Annotated in this window: 14 protein-coding genes; 3 read left to right on the forward strand and 11 right to left on the reverse strand. The window is 71.6% G+C overall.

Going from position 1 to position 15,575, the window contains the following annotated elements; genetic code table 11:
- Positions 1-54: 54 nt before the first annotated feature.
- A complete protein-coding gene (locus ABEA87_RS13840) occupies positions 55-552 on the reverse strand; it encodes an NUDIX domain-containing protein (RefSeq protein ID WP_345629493.1) in 498 nt (165 codons plus the stop codon).
- Complete coding sequence (gene lepA, locus ABEA87_RS13845; protein WP_345629495.1) at positions 549-2,417, reverse strand: translation elongation factor 4; 1,869 nt, start codon at positions 2,415-2,417, stop codon at positions 549-551. The genes ABEA87_RS13840 and lepA overlap by 4 nt, the downstream gene beginning before the upstream one ends.
- Before the next feature lie 350 nt (positions 2,418-2,767).
- On the opposite strand from lepA, the gene ABEA87_RS13850 reads away from it, so the two are divergent.
- Positions 2,768-3,505 (forward strand): lysozyme, encoded by a 738-nt coding sequence (locus ABEA87_RS13850; RefSeq protein ID WP_345629497.1) that lies wholly within the window; start codon positions 2,768-2,770, stop codon positions 3,503-3,505.
- A 154-nt stretch (positions 3,506-3,659) separates the two neighbouring features.
- Positions 3,660-3,926, forward strand: coding sequence for a 30S ribosomal protein S20 (gene rpsT, locus ABEA87_RS13855; RefSeq protein WP_345629499.1), 267 nt, complete (start codon positions 3,660-3,662; stop codon positions 3,924-3,926).
- A 95-nt stretch (positions 3,927-4,021) separates the two neighbouring features.
- On the opposite strand, the gene ABEA87_RS13860 is transcribed toward rpsT, so the two are convergent.
- The 9 genes from ABEA87_RS13860 to nadD all read right to left on the reverse strand — a co-directional run bounded on the left by ABEA87_RS13860 (position 4,022) and on the right by nadD (position 13,644).
- Positions 4,022-5,185 carry a collagen-like domain-containing protein gene (locus ABEA87_RS13860; RefSeq protein ID WP_345629615.1) on the reverse strand — a complete coding sequence of 388 codons (1,164 nt, stop codon included), beginning with the start codon at positions 5,183-5,185 and terminating at the stop codon, positions 4,022-4,024.
- A gap of 40 nt (positions 5,186-5,225) precedes the next feature.
- Positions 5,226-6,197, reverse strand: a complete 972-nt coding sequence (gene holA, locus ABEA87_RS13865; RefSeq protein ID WP_345629501.1) for a DNA polymerase III subunit delta — start codon at positions 6,195-6,197, stop codon at positions 5,226-5,228.
- A gap of 156 nt (positions 6,198-6,353) precedes the next feature.
- Positions 6,354-8,744 carry a ComEC/Rec2 family competence protein gene (locus ABEA87_RS13870; RefSeq protein ID WP_345629502.1) on the reverse strand — a complete coding sequence of 797 codons (2,391 nt, stop codon included), beginning with the start codon at positions 8,742-8,744 and terminating at the stop codon, positions 6,354-6,356.
- A complete protein-coding gene (locus ABEA87_RS13875) occupies positions 8,741-9,658 on the reverse strand; it encodes a ComEA family DNA-binding protein (protein WP_345629504.1) in 918 nt (305 codons plus the stop codon). The genes ABEA87_RS13870 and ABEA87_RS13875 overlap by 4 nt, the downstream gene beginning before the upstream one ends.
- A 518-nt stretch (positions 9,659-10,176) precedes the next feature.
- Entirely contained in the window at positions 10,177-11,016 is an 840-nt protein-coding gene (locus ABEA87_RS13880) for a DegV family protein (RefSeq protein WP_345629506.1), read from the reverse strand.
- 326 nt (positions 11,017-11,342) lie between these two features.
- Positions 11,343-11,852, reverse strand: coding sequence for a hypothetical protein (locus tag ABEA87_RS13885; protein ID WP_345629507.1), 510 nt, complete (start codon positions 11,850-11,852; stop codon positions 11,343-11,345).
- Positions 11,853-11,899: 47 nt separating this feature from the next.
- On the reverse strand, positions 11,900-12,502 hold the full coding sequence (locus ABEA87_RS13890) for a histidine phosphatase family protein (protein ID WP_345629509.1): 603 nt from the start codon (positions 12,500-12,502) through the stop codon (positions 11,900-11,902).
- On the reverse strand, positions 12,499-12,906 hold the full coding sequence (gene rsfS / locus ABEA87_RS13895; protein ID WP_345629510.1) for a ribosome silencing factor: 408 nt from the start codon (positions 12,904-12,906) through the stop codon (positions 12,499-12,501). Before rsfS ends, ABEA87_RS13890 begins: the two co-directional genes overlap by 4 nt.
- Before the next feature lie 144 nt (positions 12,907-13,050).
- Positions 13,051-13,644, reverse strand: a complete 594-nt coding sequence (gene nadD, locus ABEA87_RS13900; RefSeq protein ID WP_345629512.1) for a nicotinate-nucleotide adenylyltransferase — start codon at positions 13,642-13,644, stop codon at positions 13,051-13,053.
- A gap of 367 nt (positions 13,645-14,011) precedes the next feature.
- Between nadD and ABEA87_RS13905 the strand changes: the two genes are divergently transcribed.
- On the forward strand, positions 14,012-15,505 hold the full coding sequence (locus ABEA87_RS13905; protein WP_345629514.1) for an NCS2 family permease: 1,494 nt from the start codon (positions 14,012-14,014) through the stop codon (positions 15,503-15,505).
- The last annotated feature ends 70 nt before the right edge of the window (positions 15,506-15,575 follow it).

Genomic DNA, 15,575 nt, shown 5'->3' on the forward strand with positions numbered 1-15,575 from the left:
CCTCTTGTTCGGGGCAACGATCCAGAAATACCCGTGGCGTCGAATACCGAAACCTCAGTGACCGCGGACCAGCATCGCGGCGGCGTCAGGCAGGGCGCTGTCCATAGTGGAGAAGGCCATCGACGGCGGATCGCGCAGCGGCAGCCAGCCGTGGTCGGTCGCCTCGCTCGGGTCCGGGCGCAACTGCCCGTCCACGATCGTGGCGAGCCAGAACATGTCCAGCACCGGCAGCAGCTCGCCCTGGAACTGGTACTCGCCGAGGTACATGCCGACGAACTGGTCGAGGCGTACGGCGACCCCCAGCTCCTCCCGGGCCTCCCGCACCGCCGCGTCCCTCGGCAGCTCCCAACCGTCACAGAAGCCGCCCGGCAGGTCCCACCGCCCGGCATTGGGCTCCCGGGCCCGCATCAGGGCGAGGAACCGGTCGCCGTCAACGATGATGACCGACGCCGTCGGACGGGCGTTGAGGAACATCGCGTACCCGCACGCCGGGCACTCGACCGGCGGTGCCGAGGCGAGCGGCGCGCCGCAGCGGTGGCAGTGGTACGTCATTTCTTGCCGGCGCCGCGCTGGTCGGCGCCGTCGTCCGAAGTGGACAGCGCGGCGATGAACGCCTCCTGCGGCACCTCGACCCGGCCGACCATCTTCATCCGCTTCTTGCCTTCCTTCTGCTTCTCCAGCAGCTTGCGCTTGCGGGTGATGTCACCGCCGTAGCACTTGGCGAGCACGTCCTTACGGATCGCTCGGATGGTCTCCCGGGCGATCACCCGAGAGCCGATCGCCGCCTGGATGGGCACCTCGAACTGCTGGCGGGGGATCAACGAGCGCAGCTTGGCGGCGATCCCGACGCCGTAGTTGTACGCCTTGTCCTTGTGCACGATCGCGGAGAACGCGTCGACCGCCTCGCCGTGCAGCAGGATGTCCACCTTGACGAGGTCGGCCTGCTGCTCGCCGTTGGGCTCGTAGTCCAGCGACGCGTAGCCCTTGGTGCGCGACTTGAGCTGGTCGAAGAAGTCGAAGATGATTTCGGCGAGCGGCAGCGTGTATCGCAGCTCGACCCGGTCGGCGGACAGATAGTCCATGCCCTGCAGGCTGCCCCGGCGCCCCTGGCACAGCTCCATCACCGCGCCGACGTAGTCGTTGGGGGTCAGCACCGTGGCCCGCACGATCGGCTCGAAGACCTCGGCCACCTTGCCCGTCGGGTACTCGCTCGGGTTGGTGACGGTGAGCTCACCGCCGCCGTCCAGGTTGACCCGGTAGACCACGTTCGGCGAGGTCGAGATCAGGTCGAGGCCGAATTCGCGCTCCAGCCGCTCCCGGATAATCTCCAGGTGCAGCAGCCCGAGGAAGCCGCAGCGGAATCCGAAGCCGAGCGCCGCGCTGGTCTCCGGCTCGTAGGACAACGCGGCGTCGTTGAGCTTGAGCTTGTCGAGCGCGTCGCGCAGATCCGGGTAGTCCGAGCCGTCGATCGGGTACAGGCCGGAGTAGACCATCGGCTTGGGGTCCTTGTATCCCCCCAGCGCATCGGTGGCCGGCCGTGAATTGATGGTGACCGTGTCGCCGACGCGGGACTGCCGCACATCCTTCACGCCGGTCATCAGGTACCCGACCTCGCCGACGCCGAGCCCCTTCCCCTTGAGCGGCTCCGGCGAGATCACGCCTATCTCCAGCAGCTCGTGCACCGCCCCGGTGGACATCATCTTGATCCGGTCGCGGGCCTCGATCCGGCCATCGATAACCCGGACATAGGTGACCACACCGCGATAGACGTCGTACACCGAGTCAAAGATCATCGCGCGGGCCGGGGCATCGGCGACGCCGACCGGCGCCGGGATCTGCCGGACGATCTCGTCCAGCAGGTGCGACACACCTTCCCCGGTCTTCCCGGACACCCGCAGGCAGTCCTCGGGCTGGCAGCCGATCAGGTGCGCCAGCTCCTCGGCGTACTTCTCCGGCTGGGCGGCCGGCAAGTCGATCTTGTTGAGGACCGGGATGATCGTGAGGTCGTCCTCCAGGGCCAGGTACAGGTTGGCCAGGGTCTGCGCCTCGATCCCCTGGGCCGCGTCGACCAGCAGGACGGCGCCCTCGCAGGCGGCCAGACTCCGGCTGACCTCATAGGTGAAGTCGACGTGACCGGGCGTGTCGATCATGTTGAGGACGCTGTCCTCGCCGCTCAGGCCACCCTCCCGCACCCGCCAGGGCATCCGGACGGCCTGGCTCTTGATCGTGATGCCGCGCTCGCGCTCGATGTCCATCCGGTCGAGGTACTGCGCACGCATCTGCCGTGCGTCCACAACCTCAGTGAGCTGCAGCATCCGGTCGGCCAGGGTGGACTTCCCGTGGTCGATGTGGGCGATGATGCAGAAGTTGCGGATGCGCTCCGGAGCGGTAGCGCCCGCAGCTGGCGTCGATGGCACGGTCGTCCGTTCGTCGTCGGTTCTTCGTATTCGGTTGGTTGCTCGTCGGTGCTCGTGATCGAGTGCGGCGCGCCCAGCATGGCCCGGCGCGCCGCGGTCTCGCTTCTATCGTCCCATGCCCGGCCCGCGGGGCGCGGGGGCCGGCTGGCGGGTTCCGGGCGCCACAGCGGCCACCGAGCGGACGGACGGCGCCCGCCCCGCCGGCCCGGGTCCGGGGCGGCTTGTCGCTCGGTTACGCACAATTCGCGAAACAGATACCGCAAAGATCGTCAATGTGTCTGGAGATCCACCTTGAGGTGTGACATAAACATCGAAGGTCATCACGACCCCCATTACCCCGAGGAGCGCAAATGCCATCACCCCGCAAGCGGCTCGGCCTGCTGGCCGGACTCACCGTCGCGGCCACCGCCGCCGTGAGTATCCTCTTCGGCACCGGCGCCGTCGCGGCCCCGGCCGGAGTCCAGGGCCAGGACGTGTCCTCCTACCAGGGCAGCGTCAACTGGCAGGCGCAGTGGAACGCCGGCTCGAGGTTCGCCTACATCAAGGCCACCGAGGGCACGTACTACACCAATGCGTCCTTCGCCCAGCAGTACAACGGCTCGTACAACGTGGGCATGATCCGCGGCGCATACCACTTCGCCCGCCCGGACACCACCACCGGCGCGGTCCAGGCCGACTACTTCGTCAACCACGGCGGCGGCTGGTCGAAGGACGGCAAGACCCTCCCGGGCGCCCTGGACATCGAGTACAACCCGTACGGCGCGGAGTGCTACGGCCTGTCCCAGGCGTCGATGCGCAGCTGGATCACCTCGTTCTCGAACGAGTACCACGCCCGGACCACCCGGTGGCCGGTGCTCTACACGACCACGGACTGGTGGAACACCTGCATCGGCAACTCCAACCCGTGGGCGGCCAACTCGCCGCTGTGGATCGCCCGGTACGCCAGCACGGTGGGCGCGCTTCCGCCCGGGTACTCGGTCTACTCGTTCTGGCAGTGGAGCAGCGCGGCCACACTGGCCGGCGACTCCGACGTCTGGAACGGGACGCTGGACCGGCTGAAGGTACTCGCCTGCAACGGCGCCTGCTGAGCGACGCCGCGGGGCCGGCTGGGGCGTACCGTCGCCCCAGCCGGCCCGTTTTGGCCCGACAGCCGGTGACCTGGTACTCTGGCTGCTCGCGTGTGGCGACGTACAGTCATCCACGCCCAAGCAACCAACCGAGCTATCAGGACGAGGCTGTCGCGTGGCGAACATCAAGTCCCAGATCAAGCGCAACCGGCAGAACGAGAAGGCCCGGCTGCGGAACAAGGCGGTCAAGTCGTCGCTCAAGACGGCGATCCGCAAGTACAACGAGGCGGTCCAGGCCGGCGATGCCGCCTCGGCCGAGACCCTGCTGCGCGACGCGTCCCGCAAGCTGGACAAGGCCGTGAGCAAGGGCGTCATCCACAAGAACCAGGCGGCCAACCGCAAGTCGGCCATCGCCAAGCGCTACACGTCGCTGGCGGCCTGAGCGCCCTTTTCGCGTACCGCCGTCCGGGCCCTCCCGGGCGGCGTTTTCGCGTTCCTGGGCCCAGACTCCCCGCTGGGGCTGGACTCTGTCCGGGTCTAGCCACTGCCCGGGTCTAGCCACTGCCCGGGTCTAGACCGGGCGTCGAACCGCCGCTGGTTGGGCCGGACGGCGCGACGCATCGGCAGCGCCGGGTTCATCCCGCGACCGGGGTCCTCGGCCGGTCTCGGCGCGGCAGACGGAGGAATCGGCGTACCGGGGCCTCCGGGGCCACCGTCCGTGGCACCGCCGGCGAGATCGGCCGGCTTCCCCGATGCGCCCGACGTGCCTTGTTCGCCCATAGGTGCCGTTTCTTCGTGCCCGCTCCCTCGGATCGGATCGGCCGGTCCGGCCGACCCGCCGGCTATGGCCGATCCACCCACCTCGGCCGATCCACCCATCTTGGCTGATCGACCCATGTCGGGCGGTCCGCCCGTGCCACGCGCCCCGCTCGGTGCGGCCGGGCCAGCCTGGTCGCTCGATCCGCTCGCGGCCGGGTCGACCGGGCCACTATCCGACGGGGCGCCGCCACCGGCAGGAGCCCCGCCATTCCGGTCCGCACCGCTCGGCCCGCCCTCTCCACGCAGGCCGGTCGCACCGTCCGGGCCGGTCGCACCACTCTGGCCGGTCGCAGCACTCTGGCCGGTCGCACCATCCGGGCCAGGCTCGGCGTTCGAGCCGGCCGCCCCCGACCCGTTCGGAGGCCCGAAGGCACCCAACGCTCCCGGCACCACCGGGAAACCGCTCGCCAGCTGGTTCCGCCCGACCGGAAGTGCCTGTGCGACCGGGACGGCGGGGACCGGAACGGTAGGGGCGTGGACGGTAGAGGCCTGGACGGCGGGGGCCGCGGCCGTGCCCACGGCGCGCCCGACGGCACGGCCCACCGCCCGACTTGTCCGTTGCGACGACGCCCCGGCCGCCTTCAACTCGACCGTGGCGCTCCCCCGGGCAACCTCCGGAATCCGCCTCGGGAGCACCGTCTTCTCGCCGGGGTACGGGAAGGACAGCCCGGCGATGATGTCGTTGATCTTCACCATGGCCGCCACCGAGACGGGCAGAATGATCACGATCCACCAGGTCACCAGCTCGGCGAGCGCGAGCAGGATGGCGAGCAAAATCATGCCTTCGAAGAAGACGAAGCACAGCAGGCCGCCCGGGTGCATGTAACGCAGCCGCAGCACGCGGGCGTAGAGCGGCCGCTTGGCCGTCGCCCCGCCGCTCACCCGGCACGCTCCGCACCGCTCGCCCGGTGCACCGCGGTCTTCACCGGCCGTCCCCCGCGTTGCGCGCGGCGGTCACCGCAAAGATCGCGGACTCCAGCGCGTAACCCCGGTCGTCCGACCCGCCCTTGACCGCGGCATTACAGTCCGCGGCCGCCCGCATCGCATCGACCAGGCCCTCGGCCGTCCACCCACGCGCCTGCCGCTGCGCGCGCTCGATCTTCCAGGCCGGCATGCCCAACGTCGAGGCGAGCTGGTACGCGTTGCCCCGGCCAGCCGAGGCGACCCGGGCCACCGTACGCACCCCGTCGGCCAGCGCGTCGGCGATCGGCACCGGGTCGACGCCCACCTGCAGCGCCCAGCGCAGCGCCTCCAGCGCCCCCGGGACGTCGCCCACCATCGCCGCGTCGGCCACGGTGAACCCGCTGACCTCGGCCCGGCCGCGGTAGTACCGGTTGACCGTGTCGGCACCGATCCGCCCGTCGGTGTCGGCCATCAGCTGCGAGCACGCCGATGCCAGCTCACGCAGGTCGTGACCGACCGCGGCGAGCAGCGCCTCGGCGGCGTCCTCCGTGCACTTGCCACCCAGCCGGCGCACCTCGTCCCGGACGAAGTCCACCCGCTCCCGGGGCCGGGTCAGCTTCGCGGCCCCCAGGACCTTGGCGCCGGCCTCCCGCAGCCCCTCCGCGAAAGCCTTGCCCTTGGCTCCGCCGGCGTGCGTGACGACCAGGCTGACCTCGGGATCGGGGTCGCGGGCGTACCCGAGGAGCGCGGCGACGAGATCCTTCTTCGCGTCCTGCCCGTTGCGGACCACCAGCACCCGGCGGCCGCCGAACAGCGAGGGGCTCAGCAGCTCGGCCAGCTCGCCGGGGACGAGCGAGCCGGCGTCGAGTTCACGCACGTCGGTTTCGGGATCGCTGGCGCGCGACAGCGCGGTCACATCGGCTACCGCACGTGCGACAAGCAATTCTTCATCACCGCTGACGAGGCAGAGCACGGGAGGCGCCGTTGTCACCCTCACATCGTCCCACGTCGACCGCCGCTTCTGGAGAGGGTCAACCGCTCCAGTACTCCACATACACCCCCAGTACGCTGCTCCAACGCCTCCAGACGGGGTCGGACGGCGTATCCGGGCACCCGGAGCCGTCCGGGAACCGCCGACCCGGCGGCGTCACGGCGGCCGGCGGCCGGGGCTCGACCCGTGCCGTACCGTCGCCAGCCCACCCCGATCGAGCACCGCCGCCACGTCCCCGTCCTGATCCGTACGCAGCACCCGGGCACCGTTGCGCGCCAGGTGCGCGAGCATCGGCAGGTTCGGATGCCCGTATGGATTGCCGACCCCGACCGATACCAGCGCGATCGACGGGTGCACCGCGTCCAACAATTCTTGATCTTGATTTGCTGACCCGTGATGGGCGACTTTCAGCACGTCCGCCCGCAACGCGTCCCGGCCGTCCGTGGCCAGCACCTCGGTCTGCTCCTGCGCCTCGGCGTCGCCGGGCAGCAGCATCCGCACCCCGTCGGCGACCGCCATCACGATCAGCGAGTTGTTGTTCGGGTCGGAGTCGGTACCGGTGACCCGGCCGATCGGCCCGAGCACCGTGAGCGACAGCGGCCCCTGCGCCCACCGCCAGCCCAGGCCCGGTACCACCACCGGAATGTGGTGCCCGGCCGCCTCCCCCAGCACCTCCTGCCGCCCGGCGACCGGGTCCGGGAACGATCCGACCGCCACCTCGTCCACCCGCCGGCCGCGGAAGACCCCGTCCACGCCGCCCACATGATCGGCGTGGTAATGGCTGATGAGCAGCAGCGACACCTCCCGGATGCGCAGCTCGCGCAGGCACCGGTCGGTGGCCGCGGGCTCCGGGCCGGCATCGACGACGACGGCGCGGCCCGGCGCGATCGGGAGCACTATCGAGTCGCCCTGGCCCACGTCGCAGGCCACCATGAGCGCACCCGTCGGCGGCCAACCCGACACCACCACCGCCACCGGCACCCCGCCGAGCACCCCCGCCACCGCGCACACCGCCGCCACGACCCGTACCGCTGGCCGCCGGGCGGCCACCACCCCGACCAGCAGGATCAGCGCGAGCAGCAGTCCCCCGGTCGCGCCACCCGGCCAGGTCACCACCGCCGACGGCACCGACGCGCCGATCCTCGCCACGCCGACCAGCCAGCGCGCCGGCCACGAGGCGAGCCATGCGAGGAACGCCGCGCCCGCCGGCCAGACCGTGGACACCGACGCCGCCGCCACGCCCACCACGGTCGCCGGGGCGACGGCCGGGTCGGCGACCAGGTTGGCCGGCACGGCGACGAGGCTGACCGTGCCCGAGATAGCGGCGATCACCGGCGCGCAGGCCACCTCGGCGGCGGCCGGAATGGCCAGTGCCTCGGCCAGGCCGGCCGGCACCCGGCGCCGGCGCAGGGCGTCGCGCCAGCGGGGGGCGATGAGCAGCAGCCCAGCGGTGGCGAAGGCGGACAGCGCGAACCCGGGGTCACCCGCGAGCGCCGGTGAGACCAGGATCAGGATGACCACGGTGGCCGCCAGGCCCGGTACGGCGGCCCGGGGGCGGCCGGACACCAGCGCCAGCAGGCCCAGCCCGCCCATTGCCGCGGCCCGCAGCACGCTCGGCGACGGCCGCGCCAGGATCACGAAGCCGACCAGCGCGACCGTGCACAGGGCACCCGCGAGCCGCGGCCCGGCCCGGCACCACCGGGCCAGCAGGAGCACCGCACCCAACACGTAGGCGACGTTCGCCCCGGAGACGGCCACGAGGTGCGTCATTCCGGTCGCCCGGAAGTCGTCGGCGACGGCCAGATCGAGGCCCGCCGTGTCCCCATCCACCAGGCCGGGCAGCAGCCCGCCCGGCCCGCTCGGCAGCGGCTCGCACGCCCGGCGCAGGCCGGAGCGCAGCGCGCCGGCCGCCCGCTGCACCCATGGCGCCCTACCCGTCCGGTCCGGTGCCGCCGACGCCGACAGGACGGCGGCCGTCAGGTCGCCGGCGTCGGGCGGGGACAGCCGGCCCGAGGCGAGCACCGGCGTCCCCGGCAACAGGGCCCGCCAGGCCGGATCGTCGGCGAGCACCAGCACGCCCGCGTCGAGCCGGAAACGCCTGCCGTCCTCGGTGCGCACCGTCGAGGCCGACGCGGGCACCAGATAGAGCGGCGGCCTTCCCGCCGTGCCACCCACCAGTTTCGGATCGCCGGCAACCGTCAGTTCCAACTGCACACTCGCGTGCCGCCGGACGAGACCGGCGAGGGGCTGCGCGTCCCGGACGGCCAACCGGGCGGCGGTGGCCGTCGCGCCGCACACCGAGCCGAGCAGCACAGCCACCACGAGCCAACGCGCCGGACCGAGCCTCCTGACGAATCCGGCACCGGCAGCCAGCAGCGCGGCCGCCGCGGCCAGCTCGGCCGCGTGGACGGCGCTCACATACAGGCAGCCGAGCGCGGTCGACCAGGCGCCGACGGCGATGCCGGCCAGCCGGAGGTCGGGCAGGGCCCGCCGGGGTGGGGCCTGATCCCTCGCGGATCGCCGATCACGCTCCGGAGCGGCGCTCACACCGTCACCAGATCCTTGACGGAGGCGAACTTCGCGTCTCCGATGCCGGAGACCTGGCGCAGTTCGTCCACGCTGTGGAAGCCACCATGCTGGGTTCGGTAGTCGATGATGCGCTGCGCCAGCGCCGGGCCGATGCCGGGCAGGGTCTCCAGGGCGGTGAGCGAGGCGGCGTTGAGGTCGATCTTGGCACCCGCGGCCGGGTCCGACCCATCGGCCCCGTTCACCCCGTCGGCGCCCGTCCCCGGCGGAGGGGTCACCCCGATGACGATCAGCTCTCCGTCGGCGAGCTTGCGGGCCAGATTGACGTATGACACGTCAACCCCGGGCAACGGCCCGCCCGCTGCGGCGATGGCGTCGGCGACGCGGGCGCCGCCGGGCAGGCGCACCAGGCCGGGGTGGGTCACCTTGCCCTGCACCGCCACGACGATCGTGCTCGGGGACGGGGACGGCGCCGCGTCCAACGGGCCGGCGGTGTACGAGGAGACGGGGCTCACCGGCTCCGCGCGCGGCTGCGCCCGCCAGGCGAGAACCGCCGCGACCAGTACGACCAGGACGGCCACCACGATGAGCGCCCTGATCCCCCGCCGCCCGGGATCGAAGGCGCCCAGCACCCGGCGGCCCGATCCCCTCAGCGATCCCGGGCCGAGGTCGCCGCTCGCGGCACCGCTCGCCCAGTCGTTACCGTCCCAGCCGGCACCGGTCGAAGCGACGCCGGTCGAGCCGGCGCCCTCCCACCCGGCGCCCTCCCAGGCCGCACCGTTCGAGGCCGCACCGTTCGAGGCCGCACCGTTCGAGGCCGCACCGGCCAAGCCCTCGCCGCGCCAGCCCTCGCCACGCCAACCGTCGCCGCCCCAGCCATCGTTCCGAAGGCCGCCGCCGCGCACGGCGCCGCCGTCAACGATGCCGCCGCCCACGATGCCGTCGTTGACGGCTCCGCCATTAACCGCACCGTCGTCAACCGCACCGCCGTTTACCGCACTGCCGTCAACCGCACCGTCGTTTACCGCACCGGGGCCGACGGCCCCGTCCGGCGCGCCCGGACGGACCCGATGCCCGCCGCCCGGAATCCCCAGCGAGTTCGTGCCGGCCAGGGGCGGGCCGGCCAGGGGCGGGCCGGCCAGGGGCGGGCCAGCCGCGGGCGGGCCAGCCGCGGGCGGGCCAGCCGCGGGCGGGCCAGCCGCGGGCGGGCCAGCCGCGGGTGGGCCTGGCTCGAGGTCGTCCCTCGAGTCATGCCGCCGCCAGCCGTCGACGGCAGCCGGATTCCGCGGCGGCGTGGTCGGCCACACCGCGTCGAACCGGCGCCGAATCTCGTCCTCGTCCCGCTTCCGATCGCCTCTGCGCACGGCCGGAACGCTAGGCCGATCGCCCCCGGTGACGCCCAGGCCACATCATGATCTGTGGATGGCGAGGGTGGTTGTGGACGCCGGATCGATCAGACGGTCGATCTGGTATGCACGACCACCGACACCGTGCCGGGCCCGACGTGCGCGCCGATCGCCGCGCCTATCTCCGTCTGGTAGCGGGTCCGGATGCGGGTGCCCAGCCGATCGGTGAGCGCCGCCAGCAGCTCCGCGGCCCGCTCGGGCGCCGCCAGGTGGTGCACGGCAATGTCCACATCGGACAGACCGGCCGCCTCCGCCGCGAGGTCGACGAGCCGACCCATCGCCCTGGTCGCGGTGCGCACCTTGTCCCGCACCACGATCTCGCCGTCGACCATGTGCAGGATCGGCTTGACCGACAGCGCCGTGCCCAGCAGGGCGGAGGCGGGGCCGATCCGCCCGCCTCGACGCAGATATTCCAGCGTGTCCACATAGAACAACGTGGTGGTCCGGCCGACCGCGGCGAGCGCCGCGTCCCGGGCCTCCACCGGGTCGTCGCCGCGTGCGTGCAGCGCGGGAAAGCCCAGGCCCATCCCGGTGCTCCGGGAGTCCACCACCTCGACCCTGCCCGGGTGGCTGGCGGCGGCGAGCACCGCCGCGTCGTAGGTGCCGGACAGCTTGGCCGACAGGTGCACCGAAACGATCCCGGTCGCCCCGCCGGCCAGCAGCCCCTGGTACACCTCGGCAAGCTCGGCCGGCGACGGACGCGACGTGGTCACCGCCAGCCGTCGGGCGGTCAGCGCCCGCGCGACGTCAGCCGAGGACACGTCGATCCCCTCACGCCCCTGCATCCCGCCGATCGCCACGATCAGCGGCACCACGGTCAGCCCGTCGCGCGCGACCAGCTCCGCCGGCAGGCAGGCGGTCGAGTCGGTCACGACGGCAATGGACATGCCGGCACGGTATCCGATCCGGACCGGGACCGCCGCGACGGTCGCCGCCCGCCCGATCACCCGCCGCCAGGCGCCCAGCACCCCACCACCAAGCACCCAGCGACCCACGGGTAAGTGCCCGATGACCCACCGCCAACTACCCGACAACCCGCCTCGGAGGCGCTCGACAAGCCGCCGCCGACCGTCCGACCACCGCCGACCGTCCGACCACCGGCGACCGTCGGATCACCGGCGACCGGACCATCGGCCACCGGGCGCGGGTCACGCCGGACGGGCGCGGGTCACGCCGGACGGACGTCCGCGTGGCGGGGCCACGCACGCCCAGGTCAGCTGCGGTGCGCCTCGGTGATCTGGAACGGACGTCCCTGCATGCAGTAGCTCATCACGCCAGTGATCACGTGACCGGTGACCGAGACGTCGGCACCCGCGTACACGACCGTCGGGTCACCGCCCAGCAGCTGGTACACGCCCGTGGAGTCGCGCAAGATCAAGCAGCCCCGCTCGACGCCCTCCTCGACCTGCCCGGTCAGCGTCTGGTCCGCCATCGTCGGGGCCGGCCTGGTGGGCACCGAGATGGCCGGCGCGGAGGTCGTGAGGTCCGACGGCCCGGGGCTGGCGGGCGTGAGGTCCGACGGCGGAAGGCTGGCCGACGGCGTACCCACCGGGGACGGCAGCGGCATGGGCTGGATGGACGGTTCGGCGGACGCGGAGCCGGTGACCCCCACGGTCGTGCCCGACCCTGCCTGGTCGGCCGAGCAGCCGGCCAGCCCACCGGACGCGACCAGGCCGGCCGTCACCAGGCCGGCGCACAAGACGACAAGTCGACGCGTACCCATTTCCATGGGACGTTACCCCGGCCCGCCCGGTTCCCGTGCGCGGATAACTACGGCAGGTTGTATCCGCGCAGTTGCCAGCCCGGGACCGGATACGCACGCAGGTCGATCCAGTGGCAGTTGCTCAGCGCGCCGATCCCGCCCAGCACCGTGCTCGGCCAGCCGAGCAGGGCCACCATGCCGTACTTGGCGCTGCCGCCATGGCCGACCGCCACCACCGTGCCGCCCGGGGCCAGCTCGGCGGCCTCCCGCATCGCGCCGGACGCCCGTTTGCCGAGGTCGTCGACCTCCTCCACCCCGCAGCCGTCGATCGCCTGGCCGGCCCGCCAGCGGGCGTACTCCTGCGGGTAGCGCTCGGCGGCCTCGGCGTTGGTCAGGCCCTGCCAGTCACCGAAACAGCGCTCACGCAGCCGCTGGTCGTACTGGACGGTCAGGCCGGTGGCCGCCGCCAGGGCGGCCGCCGTGTCGGCGGCCCGGCGCAGGTCGCTGCTCACGATCGCGTCGGGTTTCAGCTCGGCGAGCCGGGAAGCGACGGCCTCGGCCTGCGCCAGCCCGACCGGGTTGAGCTCGATGTCGAGCTGCCCCTGGATCCGGTTGTCGACGTTCCACACGGTCTGGCCGTGCCGGAGCACGATCAGCCGGGTGGCGGTCATGACGCCTCGAAGGAACCATCGCGGTCAGCCGAGACCAGGTCTCGATCGACGAACGGGATGGTCGGGCAGTCCTTCCACAGCCGATCCAGCGCGTAGAACTCGCGCTCCTCGCTGTGCTGGACGTGGACCACAAGATCGACGTAGTCCAGCAGCACCCAACGGCCCGCGCGTTCGCCCTCGCGGCGCACCGGCTTGGCCTTCTCCGGCAGTTCGAGCAACGCCTCCTCGATGGCATCCACGATGGCCTGGACCTGGCGTTCGTTGGGGGCGGAGGCGACCAGGAACACATCTGTGATCACCAGTTGGTCGGCTACGTCGATGATGACGATGTCGTTGGCCTTCTTGTCGGCGGCCGCCTGGGCGGCGGCCAGCGCAAGCTCGATGGCGCGCTCGGTTGCGGGCACCTGGCTCCTCTCGGTTTTGCCGCTTCGACCGGTCTGGCTCGGCGCGCTCGGCGCGCCGCGACCCAGGCCGGTCGCCAGCTACCAGCCTCTCACAAACGGCGGCGAGGTCGCCGTCCAGCCACGACCGAGTGGGGCGAACGGCAATTAGAGGTACAAGTGGCGCTTTGCGATATATTGCACCACCCCGTCGGGTACCAGGTACCACACCGGTTGGCCGGCGGCGACCCGCTCACGGCAGTCCGTGGAGGAGATGGCCATGGCCGGCACCTGGATCAGACTGATCTCGTGGTCCGGCACGTGATCATCGGACAGGTCGAACCCGGGCCGGGTCACCCCCACGAAGTGGGCGAGTTCGAAGATCTCGTCCACTTCCTTCCAGGACAAGATCTTGTCCAGGGCGTCGGCGCCGGTGATGAAGAACAACTGGGCCGCCGAGCCGTACAGCGTCCGCAGGTCCCGGAGGGTGTCGATGGTGTACGTCGGCCCGCCCCGGTCGATGTCGACCCGGCTCACCGTGAAGCGCGGGTTCGACGCGGTGGCGATCACCGTCATCAGGTACCGGTCCTCGGCGGGGCTGACCTTGTCGTCCGCCTTCTGCCAGGGCTCTCCGGTGGGCACGAACACGACCTCGTCGAGATCGAAGCGCATGGCCACCTCGCTGGCCGCGACGAGGTGACCGTGGTGAATCGGATCGAAGGTCCCACCCATGATCCCGATCCGGCGTGTACGAGCCTCCATCGTCCCGATGCTACCCGCATGATCGACTGCTCGGTGGTGAGCGGGAAACCCGGCGGGCCCGATCGGGGTGGACGAGGGCATGAATCCGGGCCGCGAATACGGACCGGGAGTACGGACCGCGAATACCGCTACGGATGGGTAGGTATCGATCTGTGAGGCTGCCAGACATAGCCGGACCTCGCCGTATGCGGCAGCCGCCGGTAAGGTTGGCGCAGGAGCCAGCCCGGACCGGGTGGCTCCGCCGTATTTCCCGCTGTCCTACCCCTTCACCGTTCCGACGTTTTCCGGGCTAACCGAATCGGAGCGGCTGCCGCTTAGCCGTCGGTCATCGCCGGCGGCCAACCCGGAAAGAGGAGCCAACGGCGCCATGAGCGTGACGACCGTGACCCCCCCGCCCCAGCCATCGCAGACGCAGGACGCAACACCACCCCGCAACGCCTTCGACCGGTTCTTCGAGATCAGTCGGAGGGGCTCGACGGTCCGGCGCGAAATCCTCGCCGGCCTGACCACGTTCGCCACGATGGCCTACATCGTGGTACTCAATCCATTGATCATCGGTACCGCCCCCGACAAGGGCGGACATCTGCTCGGCATAGCCCCGGTAGCCGGGGTCACCGCCCTGGTCGCCGCCGTGATGACGATCCTCATGGGACTGATCGGCAAGGTACCGTTCGGGGTCGCCACCGGCCTCGGGCTCAACGCGTTCGTCGCGTACTCGGTGGCCTCGAGGATGAGTTGGCCGGAGGCCATGGGCCTGGTCGTCATCGAGGGTCTGCTCATCGCCGTACTGGTGATCACCGGCTTCCGCCAGGCCGTCTTCCAGGCGATTCCCCGTGAGCTCAAGGCCGCCATCGCGGTCGGCATCGGCCTGTTCATCTCGCTGATCGGTTTCGTGGACGGCGGTCTGGTGCGCCGGATACCGGACGCGGCCAACACCACGGTTCCGGTGCAGTTGGGCTCCGACGGGACCCTGCACGGCTGGACCAGCCTGGTGTTCGTGGTCGGCCTGCTGCTGACCGGCGTGCTGGTGGCCCGCAAGGTACGCGGCGGCATGCTGATCGGCATCATCGGCACCACGGTGTTCGCGGCCATCGTCAACGCGCTGGCCAAGCCGGGCCCCTCGGTCGTGAACGGCAAGCCGAACCCGACCGGTTGGCAGCTGTCCGTGCCCACCCTGCCGCACCCGCTGTTTCAGGCCCCGGACCTGCACCTGGTCGGGCACGTGTCGTTCGGCGCCTTCGCCAGCGTCGGCGTGCTGACCGCGATCCTGCTCGTCTTCACCCTCGTGCTCTCCGACTTCTTCGACGTGATGGGCACCACGGTCGGACTGGCCCGGCAGGCCGGGCTGGCCACGCCGAAGGGGGACATCCCGCGGCTGGGTCGGGTGCTGTTCGTCGACGGCATCGCGGCGGCGGCCGGCGGCGGCGCGAGCGCGTCGTCGGCGACCACGTACGTCGAGTCCTCCTCGGGCATCGCCGACGGCGGCCGCACCGGCCTGACCAGCGTGGTCACCGGCGTGCTGTTCCTGGCGGCACTCTTGCTGACCCCGCTGGTGCAGTTGGTGCCCAGCGAGGCGGCCGGACCGGCGCTGGTCATCGTGGGCGCGCTGATGATCCGTCAGGTGCGCGACATCGACTTCAGCGATCTCGGGGTGGCGATCCCAGCGTTCCTCACGATGGTGCTGATGCCGTTCACGTACTCGATCACCGACGGGATCGGCGCCGGGTTCATCAGCTGGGTGGCGATCCGCCTGGTACGGGGCAAGGGTCGCGAGATCCACCCGCTGATGTGGGGCGTGACCATCGTCTTCGTGATCTACTTCGGCATCAATGTGGTGAAATCCCTCACTGGCGTGAGCTGAGCCGGCGGCCGGCCCGCGCCGTGCGGGCCGGCCGCACCAAACAGCGCCGTCCAGGCCGGCCGCACCAACG

Source organism: Rugosimonospora acidiphila (assembly GCF_039543385.1).
Lineage (GTDB): Bacteria > Actinomycetota > Actinomycetes > Mycobacteriales > Micromonosporaceae > Rugosimonospora > Rugosimonospora acidiphila.

Excerpts from the sequence above, each read along its gene's own strand:
- ABEA87_RS13880 (WP_345629506.1), bottom strand. The coding sequence starts at position 11,016 with ATGTCCATTGCCGTCGTGACCGACTCGACCGCCTGCCTGCCGGCGGAG.
- ABEA87_RS13890 (WP_345629509.1), bottom strand. The coding sequence starts at position 12,502 with ATGACCGCCACCCGGCTGATCGTGCTCCGGCACGGCCAGACCGTGTGG.
- nadD (WP_345629512.1), bottom strand. The coding sequence starts at position 13,644 with ATGGAGGCTCGTACACGCCGGATCGGGATCATGGGTGGGACCTTCGAT.
- ABEA87_RS13885 (WP_345629507.1), bottom strand. The coding sequence starts at position 11,852 with ATGGGTACGCGTCGACTTGTCGTCTTGTGCGCCGGCCTGGTGACGGCC.
- ABEA87_RS13905 (WP_345629514.1), top strand. The coding sequence starts at position 14,012 with ATGAGCGTGACGACCGTGACCCCCCCGCCCCAGCCATCGCAGACGCAG.
- ABEA87_RS13840 (WP_345629493.1), bottom strand. The coding sequence starts at position 552 with ATGACGTACCACTGCCACCGCTGCGGCGCGCCGCTCGCCTCGGCACCG.
- ABEA87_RS13850 (WP_345629497.1), top strand. The coding sequence starts at position 2,768 with ATGCCATCACCCCGCAAGCGGCTCGGCCTGCTGGCCGGACTCACCGTC.